The following is an 18,609-nucleotide window of genomic DNA, read 5'->3' on the forward strand; positions in this document are numbered from 1 at the left end:
CTCTCAGCAGCTCAGGGCGGCCTCCGCCCAGTCGCCGTGGTCGGAGTCGATGCCGTCCCCGCCGTCCGTGACGACGAGGCGGACGACCTGGGCGCCGCTCACGTCCGCGGACAGTTCCTGTGCGGGCATGGCGTTGGTGAGCACCCCGGTCGAGGCGGCCTTCCTGCCGTCCGCCCAGATCTCGAAGGCGATGGTGCCCTTCACGATCGTCTCGTCGTCGACGCCGACCTGTGCGGCGACCTTCTCGCAGGCCGCTCCGGTGTAGTACTCGACGGCGCTCTCCGCGTGCACGCCGAGCCCCTTCGCGTACACCTTCCCGCCGATGGTGATCGGCCTGCCGTCGCCGAGGCCGCTGTCGCCGTTGCTGGTGTTGCGCTCCACGGGTCCCCAGCCGTTGGTCGCGGACAGCCACGGCAGGTCGCCGAGGAGCGAGTTGCCCGCCGGGGGCGCGACGACCACCTGGGCGGTGAGCGGCAGCACCTTCTCGGCCCGCGCGCCGTGCGGCGAGCGGTAGGAGGCCTTGAGGGTCACGTCGTACGATCCCGGCTTCGTGCCCGCGGGCGCGGTGACGGTCCAGGACGTGGCGAGCGCCTTGCCGGTCCGCAGTGAGCGGGCCGTGGTCGGCGAGGTGGCCCGCACGGTCCATCCGGAGGGCGCGCCGAGCGTCACGGAGACGCGCTGGGCGGAGGTGCGGCCCAGGTTGGTGACCTTGGAGGTGACCTCCGCGGTCTTGCCCGGCTCCACGAACAGGCTGCCGTCGAGGCCGAGTTCGGCGGCCGGCGGGTGGTGCGCCCACTTGCCGTCGGCGGACACGCGCAGCAGTACGGTGCCGTGCGCGGGGACGGTCGCCGCGATCCGGCCCGCCGTGTTGTAGCTCTTGTGCTCCCACAGGTCGCGCAGGGTGTACGCGTCCGCCGCGGGGAGGCCGACCGCCTTCGCCGTCGTGGAGACGGACTGCGCGGTGCCGGTCTCGTTGAAGAGAGCGACGGCGCGGCTGCCGTCCTTCATCTCCTTGGCGACGACCCATCGCCCGCCCTCGGACGAGACGACCTCGCCCTGCTTGCCGAGCGGGTCCTGGTCGACGGCGATGACCTCTTCGTTGCCGAGGATCTCGAAGGTCTCGGGGGAGGCCTTGCGCAGGTCGGAGCCGATGAGCAGAGGCGCGGCCATGATCGACCACATCGAGAAGTGGGTGCGGTACTCGGTGTCCGTCATGCCGCCATTGCCGACCTCGAGCATGTCGGGGTCGTTCCAGTGGCCAGGGCCCGCGTACTTCGCGAGCGGCAGGTTCCGCTTCATGATCGACAGCATGGAGCCCCAGTTGTCGCTGATGTCACCGGTGGTGCGCCACAGGTGGCCGACGTCCGCCGCCCACTCCCACGGCTTGTTCTCGCCCCATTCGCAGATGCTGTGGACGATGGGCCTGCCGGTGGTCTCGGAGGCGGCCTTCAGCGCGTCACGCATGGCGATGTACCGCTTCTTGGCGTCCACGCCCTGGTTGTTGCAGTTGTCGTACTTGAGGTAGTCGACGCCCCAGTCGGCGAACTGCTGTGCGTCGCTGCGTTCATGGCCGAGCGCGCCGGGAAAGCCCGCGGAATTGCAGGTCTTCGTGCCCGCGCTGGTGTAGATGCCGAGCTTCAGCCCTTTGGCGTGGACGTAGTCGGCAACGGCCTTGATCCCGTTCGGGAAACGCACCGGGTCGGGCACCAGTTTGCCGTTCGCGTCGCGCTGCGGCAGCGCCCAGCAGTCGTCGAGATTGACGTACTCGTATCCGGCGTCCTTGAGGCCCTTCTCGACGAAAATGTCCGCGATCCCTTTGATCATCGCCTCGTTGAAATCGGCTCTGCAGTGGGTGGAGTTCCAGTTGTTGAAGCCCATGGGCGGGGTCCGGGCCAGCCCGTCGGGGAGCTTTGCGCGGGGGGCGTCGGGGGCGTCCGCGGCCTGCCCGGTGGCGGGCGGGGCGGCGGTGTCACGTGCCGCGGCGGGCGCGGCGAGCCCGGCGGCGCACAGCAGCGCGGCGGTCAGCGATCCGACCACTCTTCGGCGGGTGGTGCGGGAGGGGCGGGTGGTGCGGGCGGGGAGATGACGCATCGTTACGTTCCTCCGTACTCGCGGAAGCTGGGGGGTTTGCTTGCCTGTACGAGTCACGCGCGCGCTTACGGTAGGGCTTGTTGGACTCTGTTGGAAGGGGAGCGGTACTGGTTCGGAGACCGGGCGCCGGTCCCCTTGACGGCGGTGCCTCTTGGGAGTGAGATCCAACCCTCGCGTTCGGTTGTGTTCGGTTGAACCCCGAGGAGGGGGACATGGCACAGTCATCGTTCAGCGGTCCCGGCACTCCGAGAGACATGACAGGACATCGGATGTCCCGGCGCGGTCTCCTGCGCGGGACCGCCGTCGGAGCCGGGGCGGTCGCGCTTCCCGCGCTGCTCAGCGCCTGTGGCGAGAAGCCGGGCAGCAAGAAGAACGAAGTCACCATGGGGTCCAACTCCTCGGACGGTCCTCGTCTTCCTCCTCCTGCAACGCCACTTCATCGCGGGGCTGACGCTGGGGACGGGGAAGGGGTGAACCCGCTCAGTTCAGCCGGGGCGGGACCCAGGCGTGATGCCGGAGGATCATGCGCATCGCGGCGCGCGAGGGTGTCAGCCGCATCGCCGTGTTCCTCAGGGCGACGGCCAGCGGGTGGGAGAGCTGCTGGCCCATCCGGCCGGCTTGCCGGGCGGCCCGCGCGACCTCCTGGCTGCGCGGCCTGCGCTCGGCGTCGTAGCGGGTGAGCGCGGCTTCGACGGTGGACTCGGCAGAGAGCGCGGCCGCCAGGGAGACCGCGTCCTCCAGCGCCTGGCAGGCCCCCTGCCCGAGGTTGGGCGTCATCGCGTGTGCCGCGTCGCCGAGCAGCGCGATCCGGCCGACCGCGAACGAGGGGAGGGGCGTGCGCAGTTCGTTCACGTCGTGATGCAGGACGTCGCCGGGCCGGGTCGCGTCGAGCAGCGCCGGTATCGGGTCGTGCCAGGTGCGGAAGCGTCGGCGCAGTTCGGCCAGTGGGTCGGGGAACCGCGTTCCGGCGGGAAGGCTGAGGACGGCGTGCCACTCGGCCCGCCCGTCGTGGAAGGCGATGTGCCCGAACTCGGCCCCTCGCCCCCAGGTCAGTTCGAAGTCGGTGCGCAGGCCGACCGGCTGCTCGGTGATGGCGCGCAGCACCGTCGAGCCGCTGTGGACCGGGCCGGGGTGGGCCGGAAAGAGCAGCTCGCGCACCTTGCTGCCGATGCCGTCGGCCGCGACGACCAGATCGGCGTCCAGGACCGTGTCGCCGCAGTCGACTCGCACCGTCCCGGGCCCGGCCTGCCCGACCGCGGCCGCCGAGCCGATCAGCAGTGCCTCGGCGGGCAGCGACTCACGGAGCAGGCGGTGCAAGGTCGAGCGCGGGATGCCCATGATCGGCGTACCCACCGCCCTCTCCAGCACCGCGCCGTCCATACGGGCCAGCCAACCGCCCTCCGGCGTGCGGGTGCCACCGCTGTACTGCCCGCGCGAGGCGTCCCTGACCGCCTTGCCGACGCCGAGTTCGTCCAGTGCGCGCAGGCCGTTGGCGGCGAGTGAGATGCCGGCGCCCGCGTCGCCGAGCGTGGCCGCGCGCTCGACGACCGTCACCTCCCAGCCGATGCGGCGCAGGCCGATCGCGGCGGCCAGCCCGCCGATGCCCCCGCCGACCACCACTGCCGTGCCGCCCATGCCGTTACCCCACTTCTTCTACACCTGTAGAAACGGGAGGCTACCTCAAGCTCTACAGGTGTAGAAATGAGCCATGGCTTCCAACCGGCGCACCCTCCTCGCGGACGCGGCTCTCGACGTACTCGCCGAGGACGGGATCCGCGGCCTGACCCACCGGGCGGTCGACCGGCGGGCGGCCCTTCCGACCGGCACCACGTCGGCCTACTTCCGCACCCGAGCCGCGCTGCTCACCGGCCTCGTCACCCGCCTCGTCCAACGCGACCAGGCGGAACTGCAATCGGTGGCCGAAGAGCTGCAACCCCTGCGCACCGTCGAGGAACTGGCGGACGGCATGACCCTGCTCACCCGGCAACGCCTCACCGGCGAGGGCCGCCGCCGCTCACTGGCCCGCTACGCCTGCGCCGTCGAGAGCGTGCGCGACCCCGAACTCCGCGAGATCCTCGTCCCCCGCGAGAACGCCGGCCGTGAGGCCGTCCGGCAGTTCCTCGCGGCGCGCGGCGTCCCGGACGTCGAGAACCGTGCCCACACCCTGCTGACCTGCCTCGACGGACTGGTCTTCGACCGGCTGGTGAACGGCGGCGAGGTGTCGCGCGAGGCCCTGGAGGGGCTGATCGCCGCCGCGTTGCGTTAGGACACCCAGGGCGCTGCGCCGGGCAGGTGCATCCGGCGCCACTCCAACCGGCGAAGTATCTGCCGAAGGGGCCACCTCGGCACCCCCGACCGAGCGCACCCCTGTACCGGCGCGGGGGGGGGGGGGGGGTGGGCCCCCCCCCCCCCCCCCCGCCCCCCCCCGCTGCCCCGGGGGGGGGGGCCCCCCAACCCCCCCCCCCCCCCCCCCACCGCCGACCCAGACGTACCGGCCGATACGTAAACCGATACGGAACTCGATACGGAAACCGACACGGAAAGCGTCCATTGCGCGCCCCCGGAACGAGACACGCACGTCAGGTGCCCCACTTTGTCCTGCCGCGTTCTACGGTCACGTCAGAACTGGTCAAGGAGTGCGGAGTCACCATGAACGTGCGGCACCCTCAGGCGGGTCGGCCTGACGCGGGGGAACATGTCGAAGGGGGAGCGGCATGACGCTGACGACAGCCATCGAGAGACAGGGCCGGCTCCTCGATCACCTCGACACCTGCGCGGTCTGCCAACGCTTCAAGTACTGCCCCGCCGGGAGGCAGCTGCAGCAGCAGGTCCGGGAGGCCCGCCGTGCTCTGCGCCCGATGTGACCGGCCGATCCTGCCGGGGCAGCCGTACACCACCCACGACATCCACAGCGCGTCCGCGGGAGGGGCGACGGTGCGGGTGCACGTGGCGTGCCCGGTGAATCCACGCAGGTGAACCGTGTGCGGGGCGCGCCCGGAAAGCCGGCCGGGCCCTCACCGTCCCGTCACTGTCAGTGGCGGATGCCACGATGACGCGTATGGAGATCTTCGAGTGGGGGCCGCTGCTCAAGCGGTGGAGCGAGGAATGTCTGGTAGCGCTGGCCGCGGGCGAGGCGGAAGAGTTCGAGGAGCTGGACGAGGACATCCTCCAGGAGCGCTGGCTGGGTTTCGGACCGGCCGATCCGGTGCGGATCGCTGACCTGGAGGAGCGGGTCCGGGGCCTCGGCATCACGGTGCCGCTGCCGCCGTCCCTCCGCTCCTTCCTGGAAACGACGGACGGTTGGCGCTTCCTGAGCGGCTCCGTCCACCTGCTGGCGGGGGCGGAAGGCATCAGCCGGTACGGAGATCCGTACGAGCTGCGGAAGATGTACGAGAGGCACTACGGCGAGACCGCGACCGAGCAGCAGGTGCTCGAAGCCGGTATGTGGGGGCGGGCGTTGCAGCTGGCGCTCGACTCGGACATGACGGATGTGCTCCTCGATCCCGGCGACGTGGACGCAGAGGGGGAGTGGGCGGTCTACGTACATCGTGGATGGAGCGGTGACCAGCTCGAGCCTGAGCGGTATGGATCGTTCCGCGCCTTCATGGAGGAGAGGCACAAGGAGTTCTATTGCCTGGGCGGTGACGACGCCGCCTTCGAGAACGCGGTGACGCGGGAGCTCGACGACAAGGTGGAGCAGGCCCGACTCGCCTGCCTGCGGGGCGAGTTGGATGACGCGCTCGCCGTCTTCGACGAGGCGCAGGAGTTCGGCAGACCGCGGGCGCGCCTGCTGGCCGCCCAGCTCCGGGCGCTGCTCGGCGGACAGGGCTGGGTGCCGGTCGACCCACGCATGGACGACCCGCTGTACGCGAACGAGGTCCTGCCCTTGAAGGTCCGCGACCACCTGCGCGGGCGAAACGGGGACGACAGCTTCGTGCTCGGCCCTGTGACCGATGACTACGCCTCGGACAGGGAGCGGGCGAAGGCCGTCCTGGCGCAGCTCAGGGGCCGCACGTACGAGTACGTCTCACCCGGCCCCTTCGGACGCGCCGTCGAGGCGGCCAGGAAACTGGCGCGCTGGGGCGACACGGACGGCGCCTGGCGGACCGTCGCGGCGGCGATTTCGCGGTGGGAGCCGTACGGCGAGGATCACGTGGCCCCGTTCGGCCTGCTCGGCGACCCCTTGCTCGGGCCGGTCATCACGCCGGAGAGGGCCCGGCAGCTGCTGACCACGCCCAGGGCCGGGCAGACCGGAGCGGTACACACGCCCGTGCCTGGCCCTGCGGCCGGGGTGGAGGCGGAGCCGGTGCGCGACGGCCTCGGGTGGCTGCCCCACGACGCGAGCGGCGCACCGCGCCGGGAAACGTACCGGTTCGTCCTCGTGGCGGACATACGTCCCGAAGAGCTGGCGGAGCGGTTCGGCACCGGCCCGCTGGAACCGGTGGCGAGCGAGGCCGAGGCCTGGGAGCTCCAGTTCTCCCGACAACCGGAGCGGCGTGGGCCCGTGGTCAGGATCGGCGCCCGGGACGGCTGGAGCTTCGCCTTCGAGTCGGGCATGCGGTTCCACTTCGACCCCGCCCGCCTCGCCCATCCGGGCACCGAACTGTCCCGCGGCACCCGCGCTCTCACGGTCTGGCGGCAGCCGGGCCTGTTCCACTTCGCCTGCGCCGAGGACGGCGAGGAACGGTTCGGCTTCACGGTGCACGGGGCCGAGCGGCACCAGTGGGGCGACCTGCCGGCCGCCCTCGTCCCCGACCACCTGTTCCCGGACCTCGCCGGACCCGCCACCGACCGCTCGGACGAGAGCCGCGCCCTGACCGGCATAGCGGAGACGTTCGACGTCTCACTGCCCCGATTCGCCTTCGACCACGGCAGATTGCCGACCCTCCGCACCCGGCCGTGGACAGGGCCGGCGGGGCCCGGGGAGGGGTACGTGACGCTGACGGGCACGCTCAAGTAAGGGACGGCGAGCCCGGCGCCCCGGTCCTCTGGTGAGTGGATACGGCCCCCGCGGACTCTCACAGCTACCCGCTCACCCGGATCCGCCGCGCCAACAGCCCCCCGACCGCCGCCAGTACAGCCGTCAACGCGAACGTCGCGGTGAGTGCGGTCGACACCGACGAGCCGTGGGCGTCGGACAGGGCGACCGCCACCCCGCCGAGGCCGCTGAGGAGGGCGACCGCCAGGGTCTGGGCGAGCTGCATCGCGCCGGACGCCTCGCCCTGGCGGTCGGCGGGGGCCTGCTCCATCGCGTCGGTGGTCGCCGCGTTGAAGGCGACGCCCATGCCCGCGCCGCCGATCGCCCAGCCCGCGACGGCCGTCAGCGAGGGCGTCGCGTCGACCAGGATGCCCAGCGCCATCACCACGATGCCGGCGAACAGCACCGCGAACCCCGCCGCGATCGGCACCGCACGTGAGCGGCCGCTCCAACGGCTGTCGGCCCTGCCCTGCCAGGCCGCCCCGAGCACCCAGGTGATCGCGCCCGCGGAGAGCCCGAGCCCGGCCTCCGTGGCACTCAGCTCGCGCAGCTCGACGAGGCCGAGCGGCAGGAACGCCTCGCTCCCGAAGTAGGCGCCGCAGAGCAGGAAGCGCAGCACGACGCCGGCCGGCACCCCGCGCCGCGCGCTGAGCGTGCCGGCCGGAGTGACCGAGCGCAGGGCGACGACCGCCACGGCGCCACCGGCCAGAACGAGCGTCAGCAGCAAGGCGAATTGGCGCAGTTCGAGGCCGGCCAGGAGGACGCCGGTGCCCGCGGCGAGCAGGATGCTGCGGGCCACCGGAGTGGACCACCAGGGTCCGCCGTCCGTGGCCGGAGGACGGCCGGGTCCGCCCAGCCGGCGCAGCGGCGGCAGCGCGAGTACGGCGGCCAGCGCCACCAGCGGAAGGAGCAGGACGAACACGCCCCGCCAGGAGACGTGGTCGGAGATCAGCGCGGCGACTGTCGGGCCGACCAGCGAGGGAATGGTCCAGGCGCCCGACACGAGCGCGAACATCCGGGCCCGCAGCCGCTGCGGGTAGGCCAGGGAGATCGCGGTGTACGCGAGCGCCATGACGGCGCCGACGCCGAGCCCTTGCAGGAAGCGCCCGGCAAGGAACAGCGGCCAGTCGGGCGCCGATCCGGCCAGCGCGCAGCCGACGGCGAAGACGGCGAGGCCGAGCGCCAGCGGTCGCGCGGGGCCGCGCCGGTCGGCGTCACGGCTCGCGGCGACGGTGCCGATGAGGTTGGCCAGCATCAGCGCGGACAGGCCCCAGCCGTAGGCGCCGAGGCCGCCCAGTCTTCCCGCGATCTCGGGCAGCACCGTGGCCACGCCCATCGACTCGAAGGCGACGAGGCCGACCGAGAGCACGATGCCCCAGGTCAACGCCGCGTAGGGGGCGCGGAACACGCTCTCGCGCCCGGCCTGGCGGGCCTTCTCCGGTGTCGTGGGTTCTGTGGTTGTCCGCGGCTCGGTGAGCACGCGGTCGTCTGCCGACTCCTGCTCGGACAAGGCAGCCCCTCCTTATATTTCGATCCGGAACGGAACGAAATCACATGCTACCTATACTGCCTCCCATGGCAACCCCCGACTCCGACGCCGGCCCCGCTCCCCGTACCCGTCCTGCCGGGCGCCCCCGGGACACCGGGCTCGACGAGGCGATCCTGACCGCGACACAGGAGTTGCTGGAGGAGGCGGGCTACCCCGGCCTGACGATGGAGGCGGTGGCGCGGCGCGCGAGCACGTCCAAGCCCGCCATCCGGCGCCGCTGGCCGTCCAGGCAGCACCTCGTCATCGCGGCCCTGGCCGACACGATGGGGACCGCGCCCACGCCGGACACCGGATGCACGCACTGCGACCTGATCCAGGGCATCGACACCCTCAGCCGCGCCTTCGGCGGCAGCCTGGGCCGGCGTACGCTCCCCGCTCTGATGGCCGAACTCGCCGATGACCCCGAGCTGGACCGCGTCTTCACCGAGACGATCTTCCATCCCAGGAGGGCGACCACGGAGGCGGCCCTGCGGCGCGGCATCGAGCGCGGCGACATCCGTCCCGACGCCGACATCGACCTGCTCCTGGACATGCTCGGCGCCACGACCTACCACCGGGTGCTCTTCGGCCACCTGCCCGTCACGGAGACCCTCGCGCACGACGTGGTGATGACGGTCATGGGCGGGGCGGCGACGCCGCGTTGGCGCGAGCACTACCAGCGCCACCACGAAGGGCGGCCGGTCAGGAGTCAGGCCGTGTCGTGACCGTGCGGTTCGAGCAGCGCCGCGGCCAGCGTCGGGACCGGTGACAGGACCGACGTGAGCTTCGTGACGCGCAGCATCCGCAGTGTCAGCGGCTGTGCGCAGACGAGACGGAGACGGCCGCCTCTGTGCGCCACCCGCCGGTGGGCCCGCACGAGCAGGGAGAGCCCGGAGCAGTCGACGAAGGTGACCGGCGTCAGGTCGACGATCACGAGTGGTTCGGGCCCCGCGGTCACGGCGTCCAGCAGCGGAGCCATGCGTTGGTACGTCACGAGGTCGAGCTCCCCGTGCATTTCGATCACGATCGCGTCGTCGAGTCCGTACACGCGCGGAGGCTCAGCGGAGTCCTCGCGCGTTTGGTCGACCAGTTCGTGTTGTTTCATCCATCCCCCCAGCGCCGGCGCCGAGGTGCTCCATCGGGAGCGTGGCGCAACCGGTGTGCCAGTCGTAAGGACACCGGGGGCCGGGGTGCCTGTCGGGAAACGCTAGCGGGGACCGGGGCGCCATGGAGTGAGGGAACGATTCATGAAGGGCGCCTCCACACATTGGGGTGAACATAAGTCGATTCCCTTGACGTGGTGACTCGCGCCGTTCTGGGGAGGGTGGCGGAGACTCCGGGGGCGCCGCGACACCAGTGGGCCGTGCGGGATTTCACTTCCGGCGGCGCCGGGTTTCCATGGCAGGGTGTTGCGGGCAAGCCACAGGGGGCCAACAGAAGAGGGGGAACCGTGATCGTCTGGATCAACGGCGCGTTCGGTGCGGGAAAGACCAGCGCCGCACGGGAACTGATCGAGCTGATCCCGAACAGCACACTCTTCGACCCCGAGGTCATCGGCGGAGCGCTGCCCTACCTGCTGCCGCCCAAGCGCCTCGACGAGGTGAGCGACTATCAGGACCTGCCGATCTGGCGTCGCATGGTCATCGACACCGCTGCCGCCCTGCACGCCGAGGTCGGCGGCATCCTCGTGGTGCCGATGACGCTGTTGCGCCAGGAGTACCGCGACGAGATCTTCGGCGGTCTCGCCGCGCGCAGGATTCCCGTACGCCACGTCCTGCTCACCCCGGACGAAACGATCCTGCGCGAGCGAATAGCCGGCCGGCCCGTACCGCCGGACCTGCCGGACGGCGACATGCGCGTACGCCAGTGGTCGTTCGACCACATCGAGCCGTACCGCAACGCCCGCGCCGAGTGGCTCGACGTGGACGCCCACCTCGTCGACACCAGCGCCCTGACCCCGTACGAGACCGCCGAACACGTCGCCGACGCCGTCCGCAGCGGAGCGGCGCCCGTCTGCGACATCGTGCAGACACCGGAACCCACCGCGGAGACCCTCGCCGCCGGGGTGCTGCTCTTCGACGAGCAGGACCGGGTGCTGCTCGTCGACCCCACGTACAAAGCGGGCTGGGAGTTTCCCGGCGGCGTCGTCGAACCCGGCGAGGCGCCCGCGCACGCGGGCGTGCGCGAGGTCGCCGAGGAGACCGGCATCCAACTCACCGACACACCACGCCTGTTGGTCGCCGACTGGGAGCCGCCGAATCCGCCCGGCTACGGCGGGATGCGGTTCCTCTTCGACGGCGGACGCCTCGACAGCGGCGCGGTCCGCATGCTGCTGCCGGGCCCCGAACTCCGCGGCTGGCGCTTCGTCACCGAACAGGAAGCCGCCGACCTGCTGCCCCCCGTACGCCACGAACGGCTGCGCTGGGCCCTGCGCGCCCGGGAGCGCGGCACCACGCTCTACCTGGAGGCGGGCGTCCCGCTGGGTGGCTAATTCCTTGCTAAGCACTCCGGGGGCCGCACCGCACCGGGCCCCCGTGCCGCGCCGGTCAGCTCGCCGCGTACTTCCGCAGGAACAGTGCCTCGGCCACCGAGAGGCGCTCCAGCTCCTCGGGCGACACGCTCTCGTTGACCGCGTGGATCTGCGCCTCCGGCTCGCTCAGGCCGATCAGCAGGATCTCCGCGCTCGGGTAGAGGGACGAGAGGGTGTTGCAGAGGGGGATGGAGCCGCCCTGGCCCGCGTACTGCATCTCCTCGCCCGGGTAGGCCTCGCTCATCGCCTCGGCCATCGCCGCGTACGCCGGGCTCTCCGTGTCCGCACGGAACGGCTGGCCCTGCCCGATCTGCTCGGTCCGCACCCGCGCGCCCCACGGAGTGTGCGCCTCGAGGTGCGCCCGGAGCAGCTTCGTCGCCTCCACCGCGTCCACGCCCGGCGGCACCCGCAGGCTGATCAGCGCCCGCGCGCTCGCCTGCACCGACGGCGTCGCGCCGACCACCGGCGGGCAGTCGATGCCGAGGACCGTGACGGCGGGCCGCGCCCAGATGCGGTCGGCGACCGTGCCCCGGCCGATCAGCCCGACCCCGTCGAGGACCTTGGCGTCCTTGCGGAAGACGGCCTCGTCGTACTGCAGCCCGTCCCAGACCTCGTCGCTCGTCAGGCCGTCGACCGTCGTCGACCCGTCCTCGGCGCGCAGCGAGTCCAGCGCGCGCACCAGCGCGGCGAGGGCGTCCGGGGCGGCGCCGCCGAACTGCCCCGAGTGCAGGTTCCCTTCGAGGGTGTCGACACTGACGCGTACGAGCGTCATGCCACGGAGCGTCGACGTCACCGTCGGCAGACCGACGCGGAAGTTGCCCGCGTCACCGATGACGATGGTGTCGGCCGCAAGGAGCTCCGGGTGCGCTTCCGCGTACCGCTCCAGGCCGCCCGTGCCCTGCTCCTCCGAGCCCTCCGCGATCACCTTCACGTTCACGGGGACGCCGCCGTTCGCCTTCAGGGCGCGCAGCGCGAGCAGGTGCATGATCACGCCGCCCTTGCAGTCGGCACTGCCCCGGCCGTACCAGCGGCCGTCGCGCTCGGTCAGCTCGAAGGGCGGAGTCGCCCACGCGGCCTCGTCGAGCGGCGGCTGCACGTCGTAGTGCGCGTAGAGGAGGACCGTCGGCGCGCCCTCGGGCCCCGGCAGGAAGCCGTATACCGACTGCGTGCCGTCCGGCGTGTCGAGCAGCGCCACGTCCTGGAAGCCCTCGGCGCGCAGCGCGCCGGCCACCCAGTTGGCCGCGGCCTCGCTCTCGCTCCTCGGGAACTGCTCGAAGTCCGCCACCGACTTGAAAGCCACCAGTTCGGTGAGCTCCGCCTTCGCCCTCGGCATCAGTGAGGCGACGGTCTCGGCGATCGGATCCGGCGACATGGGCACGCTCCTCGTAGGTGCGACGTTGTATGTGTGGGTACATGTGATCCTCCCACAGGAGGCGCCGCCGGACCCCCGCCGTAGGATGCCTGGGGAAAGCGCGGCCAACAGCGGGATCAGGAGCGGTAGACCAACGTGAGCAGCGAGAACTCAGCGGACGACACCCGGCACGTGTGGGACGTCGTCGTGGTCGGAGCCGGTCCCGCGGGGGCCTCGGCGGCCTACGCGGCAGCGGTCGCCGGACGCACCGTCCTCCTCCTGGAGAAAGCCGAGATCCCCCGCTACAAGACGTGCGGCGGCGGCATCATCGGCCCCTCGCGCGACTCCCTGCCGCCGGGCTTCGAGCTGCCCTTCCGGGACCGGGTGCACGCGGTGACGTTCACCCTGGACGGCAAGTTCTCCCGCACCCGCCGCTCCCGGCAGATGCTCTTCGGACTGATCAACCGCCCCGAGTTCGACCAGCAGCTCGTCGAGCACGCGCAGAAGGCGGGCGCCGAGCTCCGCACCGGCGTCACCGTCGCGCGCGTGGAGCAGCACGGACCCGAGGTGCCCGACCGGCGCACCGTCGCCGTCGTGCTGCAGAGCGGTGAGACCGTGCTGGCCCGCGCCGTGGTCGGCGCCGACGGCAGCGCCAGCCGCATAGGGGCACATGTCGGCGTGAAGCTCGACCAGGTCGACCTCGGCCTGGAGGCCGAGATCCCGGTTCCGGAGACCGTCGCCGAGGACTGGGCGGGCCGGGTCCTCATCGACTGGGGCCCCCTGCCGGGGAGTTACGGCTGGGTGTTCCCCAAGGGCGACACCCTCACCGTCGGCGTGATCTCCGCACGCGGCGAAGGCGCGGCCACCAAGCGGTACTTGGAGGACTTCATCGCCCGGCTCGGCCTCGCCGGCTTCGAGCCCAGCATCTCCTCCGGACACCTGACCCGGTGCCGCAGCGACGACTCGCCGCTCTCCCGCGGCCGGGTCCTCGTCTGCGGCGACGCCGCGGGGCTCCTGGAGCCGTGGACCCGTGAGGGCATCTCCTTCGCGCTGCGCTCCGGACGGCTCGCGGGGGAGTGGGCGGTGCGGATCGCCGAGGCGCACGACGCCGTGGACGCCCGCCGCCAGGCCCTGAACTACGCCTTCGCCATCAAGGCCGGGCTCGGCGTGGAGATGAGCGTGGGGCGCCGCATGCTCCAGACCTTCGAGCGCCGCCCCGGCATGCTGCATACGGCCATAACGGGCTTCCGGCCCGCGTGGAACGCCTTCGCGAAGATCACGCGCGGCTCGACGACGCTGGGCGAACTGGTCCGCACGCACCCGATGGTGGGCCGCGCCCTGCAGGCCAGGGAGCGCTAGGGGGTGCCTTTCGGGTCGGCCGGGCGCGGGCTGTTCCGCAAGACCGGCCAGCCAGGCCAGCCAGGCCTTAGCTGATCGCCCTCCCCTTCCGCACGGTGATGTGGAAGACGGGGTGGTCGGGCGCGGACGCCAGGATCTCCTCGTCGGAGGAGGTGGCGGTCACGCCCTGGAAGTACTGGTTGACCTCCCAGCCCCACTTCTCCAGATAGCCGCGCAGCAGCGCCACCTTCTCGGCGTCGGGCACCTCCACGGCGGTGAACTCGCGCACCTTGCGCCCCACCCGCAACTCTCCGCCGCCGGCCGCGCGCATGTTCCGCACCCACTGCGAGTGCCCGCGCGCCGATACGAGGTACTGGCAGCCGTCGCCCTCATGCGTGTACGGGTTCACGGGGACGCGCTGCATCTTGCCGCTCTTGCGGCCTCGCACGGAGAGCTCGGCGCTGCCCATGAAACTGACGCCGTGCCGCGCCAGCCAGCCGATCACGCTGTTCAGACGGACGTTGAGGCGGCTGCCCTTGAGGTAGTACGGGGAGGTCGAGGACGTAGACGACATGGTGCTCTCTCCTTCGGTTCATCGGTTCATCGGTTCACGCCGGCGCGGAACTTGATTCCGGATTCCGAGAGCACTGCTCTCGCTTGAGAGCAGTGTGCACGACGCTGGTGCTCCAAAGCAAGAGCAGTGCTCTCGAAAGTGTGCACTGCTCCGCTCTCGTGGCACACTGACCCGCATGAGCAGCAACGCCGATGCCACCAGCGCCACCAGCGCCACGAGCGCCTCCAGCGCCACCAAGGGAGCGCGGGCCCGCGCCCGCGAAGAGGTCACCGCGGCGATCAAGGACGAAGCGCGCAGACAGCTGGCCGCCGACGGCGCCGCCAAGCTCTCCCTGCGTGCCGTCGCCCGCGCGCTCGGCATGGTCTCGTCCGCGCTCTACCGCTACTTCCCCAGCCGCGACGACCTGCTGACCGCACTGATCATCGACGCGTACGACTCCCTCGGGGCCGCCGCCGAGACCGCGCACGCGGAGGTCGCCACGGAGGAGCCCGTTCGACGGTGGACGGCGGTGTGTGAAGCGGTGCGGTCCTGGGCGCTGCGGCATCCGCACGAGTACGCGTTGATCTACGGCTCGCCCGTTCCGGGGTACAGCGCGCCGGACTCGACCGTTCCGGCCGCCGCGCGCGTGGGCCTGCTGCTCATCGGCATCGTGCGCGATGCCCACCAGGGGCGGGGCGTCGCCCTCCAGCCCCTGTCGGGCGCTTTGCGCACGGAGGGGGAGCGGCTCGCGGCGGAGCTCGCGCCCGATCTGCCGCCCGCGACGATCACGGCGATGGTCGCGGCGTGGGCGCAGCTCTTCGGGCTCGTGGGGTTCGAGGTGTTCGGCCAGTTCAACCGCCTCGTCGAGGACCGGTCGGCGTTCTTCACGCATGCGGTGACCCAACTGGCCGATGGGGTGGGCCTGTTGCGGCAGAGCTGACGCTGCTGGAGAGCTGGCGCTGCTGAGGGGAAGGGAAGCAGGGGAAAGGGCGGGTCGGAAGTGGCCTGCGGGGCACCTGCAAAGAATGGGCGCTCTTCTCGCACTGGCCTCCGCGGCCTGTTACGGCATCGTCGACTTCGCCGGCGGCCTGCTGTCACGCCGGATCCACTTCACCGTAGTGACCTTTCTGGGGCAGGTCGGAGGGCTGCTCCTCGCCCTTGTGGTCGCTCTCGCGGCGCCCGCGGACGCGGTACGGCTCGCGGACGTGGCGTGGGGCGCGGCCTCCGGCGTGGGCAGTGCCGTGGCCATGCACTTCCTCAACCGTGGTCTCAGCCGGGGCGCCATGAGCGTCGTGATCCCGGTGAGCGCCGTCACGGGAGTGGCGCTGTCGGTGCTGTGCGGCGTGCTGTTCCTGGGCGACCGGCCCACCGCGCTCGCCTGGCTCGGCATCTTCGTCACCGTGCCCGCGCTCTGGCTCGTCTCCGCGGGGGGCGCTCGCGGCGCACAGGCCGCCGCCTCCGCCCGCGTGCCCGTGGACGGCCTGATCGCCAGCGCGGGCGTGGCGGTGCAGTACATCGGCCTCGCGCAGGCGGATCCGGCGAGCGGTGTGTGGCCCGTGGCCGCCGGGCGCGTCGCGGCGGTGCTCCTTCTGCTGCCGAACGCGTGCCGGCACGCCGCCGCGTTCCGGCAGCCCGCCCGGCTGACCGGTCTCGCGGTCCTGATCGGCGCGGGTGCGGCCCTCGGGCTCATCCTCTACTTCTGGGCCACCCAGCAACAGATGCTGGCCGTCGCCGTCGTCCTGGCCTCCCTGTACCCGGCCGTGCCGACGGCGCTGGGGCTCGCGGTACTGGGCGAAAGAGTCACCCGGGCACAGACGGCGGGCCTGGTAGGAGCGGTCGCGGCGGTCATCCTGCTCACCTTGGGGTGAGCGATGCGCGCTGACGGCTGCCCGTTGCCCGCCGCGGCGGTCACGGTGGACAGCACCTCATCGGCTCCTCCTCAGCTCCTCCCCGCCGAATACTCCCCCGGGAGTACGCGTGATCGCCACGCCCGTCGGACGCCCGCGGGCCCCGCGCCGGTCTAGCGTGGCCGTCATGGACCAGCAGCGCGAACGCCGGCCCGGCGGTGGGCCTCCCTGGTGGAACTCCGGGGGGCCCGGGCGCGGGGGCCCCGGGGACGGGGGCTCCGGGGACGGGGCCTCGACGGGTCACCGTCGGCTGCCCTGGCTGACGACGCTCGCGCTCACCGTGTTCGTGCAGGTCGGTTCCGGGTTCGCCGGGCACGGTCAGCCGGCCCGTGCGGACGTCGGTCCTGTGGCGCGGGTGCTGCTGTTCCTGGCCACGGCGTCCCTCCTGCTGCGCCACCGCCACCCCGTGCCCGTCGCGTACGTCACCGCCGCGCTCACCCTGGTCTACATCGGCGCAGGGTTCCCCTACGGGCCGGTGTTCCTCGCCGTCGCCGTGGGCTGCTTCGCCGCGATCGTCGCGGGCCACCGGCGCGCGGCCTGGGGTGCCGTCGGCGGGCTCTGGGCAGGGCATCTGCTGATCGCGCACTGGCTCTATCGCTGGCTGCCGCCCGGTGACGACGGCGCCCGCCCGTGGGGCGAGGAGCTCGTCGCCGCCGTCTGGGTCGTCGCGATCGTCGCCGTCTCCGAGCTCGCCCGCGTACGCCGTGAGCAGTGGGCCAAGGAGCGGGCCGAGCGCGCGCAGGCGGCGAAGCGGCGCGCGGGCGAGGAACGGCTGCGCATGGCACGGGAGTTGCACGACGTCCTCGCGCACAGCATCTCCGTCATCAACGTCCAGGCGGGCGTGGGCCTCGCGCTGCTCGACTCCGACCCGGAACAGGCCCGCACCGCGCTCACCACCATCAAGGCCGCGAGCAAGGAGGCGCTGGGGGAGGTGCGTCAGGTCCTGGGAACCCTGCGCGCCCCCGGGGAGGCGCCGCGCGCCCCGGCGCCCGGCCTCGACCGGCTGCCCGAGCTGGTGGAGCAGGCGAGGAGCGCGGGCCTGACCGTCGAGGTCAAGACCGAGGGCGTGCACGCGAAGGTGCCGCCGGGCACGGACCTCGCCGCGTTCCGCATCGTCCAGGAGGCGCTGACGAACGTCGTACGGCACTCCGGTTCACGCCACGCGCGCGTGCTGGTGCGCCACGAGGCCGCGTCGCTCACCCTGCGGATCGACGACGACGGGCCCGCCACCGCCGCCGACGCGGGCGGCAGCGGCAGCGGACTCGCCGGAATGCGGGAGCGGGCCGCTGCCCTTGATGGCACGATCGAGGCGGGCCCGCGTCCCGACGGCGGCTTCCGCGTGACCGCCGTACTGCCCCTGGCCGCGGGCCGGGAACCCGCGGCCCGCACCGCACCCCGGGAGGACCAGTGATCCGCGTACTGCTCGCCGACGACCAGTCGTTGGTCAGGGCGGGCTTCAAGGCGCTCCTGGACGCGCAGCCGGACATCCGGGTCGCCGGGGAGGCCGCGGACGGCGAGGAAGCGGTGCGGCTGGTGCGGGAACTGCGCCCCGACGTCGTCCTGATGGACATCCGCATGCCGCTGCTCGACGGTCTCGCCGCCACCCGCCGCATCACCGGCGCACCAGGTCTGGAGGACGTGAAGGTGGTCATGCTCACCACCTTCGAGCTCGACGAGTACGTCTTCGAGGCGATCCGCTCCGGAGCGTCCGGGTTCCTCGTGAAGGACACCGAACCGGAGGAACTGCTGCGTGCCGTAAGAGCGGTGGTCGAGGGTGACGCGCTGCTCTCGCCGGGGGTGACGCGCCGCCTCATCGCCGAGTTCGCGGCCCGCTCCAAGGAGCCCGCGGCCGCCGACGCCCTCGGCGGCCTGACCGAACGGGAACGGGAGGTGATGGCCCTGGTCGGCATCGGCCTGTCGAACGAGGAGATCGCCCGCCGTCTGGTGGTCAGCCCGCTCACCGCCAAGACACACGTCAGCAGGACCATGGTGAAGCTCAACGCCCGGGACCGCGCCCAACTCGTCGTGCTCGCCTATGAATCAGGCCTGGTCCGCCCGGGATGGCTGGGCTGACGCGGCGCACGCCGGTGCCGTACGAGGATGATCGCCAGGGCGGCGACGAAGACCACGGCCCCGGCGATCAGGCCGGCCCGCACGAGTGTGCCCTCGCTGGGCGACCGCACGCCGAAGAAGAACGCCGGTGACCCCACGGCCAGTACCGTGCAGCCCGCGAGGGACGTCGCGACGAACAGGGCGTAGGTGATCTCGACCGTGTTCGCGTCGCGCTCGGCCTGCGTCCGTCGCCCCATCCTTGAAGTGTGCGGTGCGTGCCC

The 18,609-nt window shown here is 72.1% G+C and carries 17 protein-coding genes; 10 read left to right on the forward strand and 7 right to left on the reverse strand.

What is annotated here, in order from left to right; all coding sequences use genetic code 11:
- Positions 1–3: 3 nt before the first annotated feature.
- Complete coding sequence (locus ACI2L3_RS38610) at positions 4–2,091, reverse strand: NPCBM/NEW2 domain-containing protein (RefSeq protein WP_404757143.1); 2,088 nt, start codon at positions 2,089–2,091, stop codon at positions 4–6.
- 480 nt (positions 2,092–2,571) lie between these two features.
- Positions 2,572–3,726, reverse strand: coding sequence for an FAD-dependent monooxygenase (locus ACI2L3_RS38615; RefSeq protein WP_404757144.1), 1,155 nt, complete (start codon positions 3,724–3,726; stop codon positions 2,572–2,574).
- Between the two features lie 73 nt (positions 3,727–3,799).
- Here ACI2L3_RS38615 and ACI2L3_RS38620 point away from each other — a divergent pair, with 73 nt between their 5' ends.
- The 3 genes from ACI2L3_RS38620 (at position 3,800) to ACI2L3_RS38630 (ending at position 7,051) form a co-directional block, all read left to right on the forward strand.
- Positions 3,800–4,357 (forward strand): TetR/AcrR family transcriptional regulator, encoded by a 558-nt coding sequence (locus ACI2L3_RS38620; protein WP_404757145.1) that lies wholly within the window; start codon positions 3,800–3,802, stop codon positions 4,355–4,357.
- A gap of 448 nt (positions 4,358–4,805) precedes the next feature.
- Complete coding sequence (locus ACI2L3_RS38625; protein ID WP_404757146.1) at positions 4,806–4,955, forward strand: hypothetical protein; 150 nt, start codon at positions 4,806–4,808, stop codon at positions 4,953–4,955.
- A 194-nt stretch (positions 4,956–5,149) separates the two neighbouring features.
- Positions 5,150–7,051 (forward strand): SMI1/KNR4 family protein, encoded by a 1,902-nt coding sequence (locus ACI2L3_RS38630; protein ID WP_404757147.1) that lies wholly within the window; start codon positions 5,150–5,152, stop codon positions 7,049–7,051.
- 64 nt (positions 7,052–7,115) lie between these two features.
- On the opposite strand, the gene ACI2L3_RS38635 is transcribed toward ACI2L3_RS38630, so the two are convergent.
- Positions 7,116–8,579, reverse strand: coding sequence for an MFS transporter (locus ACI2L3_RS38635; RefSeq protein ID WP_404757148.1), 1,464 nt, complete (start codon positions 8,577–8,579; stop codon positions 7,116–7,118).
- A gap of 65 nt (positions 8,580–8,644) precedes the next feature.
- Here ACI2L3_RS38635 and ACI2L3_RS38640 point away from each other — a divergent pair, with 65 nt between their 5' ends.
- Positions 8,645–9,322, forward strand: a complete 678-nt coding sequence (locus ACI2L3_RS38640) for a TetR/AcrR family transcriptional regulator (protein ID WP_404757149.1) — start codon at positions 8,645–8,647, stop codon at positions 9,320–9,322.
- On the opposite strand, the gene ACI2L3_RS38645 is transcribed toward ACI2L3_RS38640, so the two are convergent.
- On the reverse strand, positions 9,307–9,702 hold the full coding sequence (locus ACI2L3_RS38645; RefSeq protein ID WP_404757150.1) for an STAS domain-containing protein: 396 nt from the start codon (positions 9,700–9,702) through the stop codon (positions 9,307–9,309). The genes ACI2L3_RS38640 and ACI2L3_RS38645 overlap by 16 nt on opposite strands.
- Positions 9,703–10,047: 345 nt before the next feature.
- On the opposite strand from ACI2L3_RS38645, the gene ACI2L3_RS38650 reads away from it, so the two are divergent.
- Entirely contained in the window at positions 10,048–11,088 is a 1,041-nt protein-coding gene (locus ACI2L3_RS38650) for an NUDIX domain-containing protein (RefSeq protein ID WP_404757151.1), read from the forward strand.
- Positions 11,089–11,143: 55 nt separating this feature from the next.
- Here the strand turns inward: ACI2L3_RS38650 and ACI2L3_RS38655 are convergent, their stop codons facing one another.
- Positions 11,144–12,499 carry a dipeptidase gene (locus ACI2L3_RS38655; RefSeq protein ID WP_404757152.1) on the reverse strand — a complete coding sequence of 452 codons (1,356 nt, stop codon included), beginning with the start codon at positions 12,497–12,499 and terminating at the stop codon, positions 11,144–11,146.
- Between the two features lie 135 nt (positions 12,500–12,634).
- Here ACI2L3_RS38655 and ACI2L3_RS38660 point away from each other — a divergent pair, with 135 nt between their 5' ends.
- Complete coding sequence (locus ACI2L3_RS38660) at positions 12,635–13,837, forward strand: geranylgeranyl reductase family protein (protein ID WP_404757153.1); 1,203 nt, start codon at positions 12,635–12,637, stop codon at positions 13,835–13,837.
- Between the two features lie 67 nt (positions 13,838–13,904).
- Here the strand turns inward: ACI2L3_RS38660 and ACI2L3_RS38665 are convergent, their stop codons facing one another.
- Positions 13,905–14,390, reverse strand: coding sequence for a nitroreductase family deazaflavin-dependent oxidoreductase (locus ACI2L3_RS38665; RefSeq protein ID WP_404757154.1), 486 nt, complete (start codon positions 14,388–14,390; stop codon positions 13,905–13,907).
- 175 nt (positions 14,391–14,565) lie between these two features.
- Here ACI2L3_RS38665 and ACI2L3_RS38670 point away from each other — a divergent pair, with 175 nt between their 5' ends.
- The 4 genes from ACI2L3_RS38670 to ACI2L3_RS38685 all read left to right on the forward strand — a co-directional run bounded on the left by ACI2L3_RS38670 (position 14,566) and on the right by ACI2L3_RS38685 (position 18,349).
- Entirely contained in the window at positions 14,566–15,309 is a 744-nt protein-coding gene (locus tag ACI2L3_RS38670; protein ID WP_404757155.1) for a TetR/AcrR family transcriptional regulator, read from the forward strand.
- A gap of 85 nt (positions 15,310–15,394) precedes the next feature.
- Positions 15,395–16,237, forward strand: coding sequence for an EamA family transporter (locus tag ACI2L3_RS38675; RefSeq protein ID WP_404757156.1), 843 nt, complete (start codon positions 15,395–15,397; stop codon positions 16,235–16,237).
- Positions 16,238–16,403: 166 nt separating this feature from the next.
- Complete coding sequence (locus tag ACI2L3_RS38680; RefSeq protein WP_404757157.1) at positions 16,404–17,687, forward strand: sensor histidine kinase; 1,284 nt, start codon at positions 16,404–16,406, stop codon at positions 17,685–17,687.
- Complete coding sequence (locus tag ACI2L3_RS38685; RefSeq protein ID WP_404757158.1) at positions 17,684–18,349, forward strand: response regulator; 666 nt, start codon at positions 17,684–17,686, stop codon at positions 18,347–18,349. The genes ACI2L3_RS38680 and ACI2L3_RS38685 overlap by 4 nt, the downstream gene beginning before the upstream one ends.
- Here the strand turns inward: ACI2L3_RS38685 and ACI2L3_RS38690 are convergent.
- Entirely contained in the window at positions 18,310–18,585 is a 276-nt protein-coding gene (locus ACI2L3_RS38690; protein WP_404757159.1) for a DUF6332 family protein, read from the reverse strand. The two genes, ACI2L3_RS38685 and ACI2L3_RS38690, sit on opposite strands and share 40 nt — an antisense overlap.
- Positions 18,586–18,609: the final 24 nt, after the last annotated feature.

The sequence above is a fragment of the Streptomyces sp. NPDC029674 genome (assembly GCF_044903205.1).
Lineage (GTDB): Bacteria > Actinomycetota > Actinomycetes > Streptomycetales > Streptomycetaceae > Streptomyces.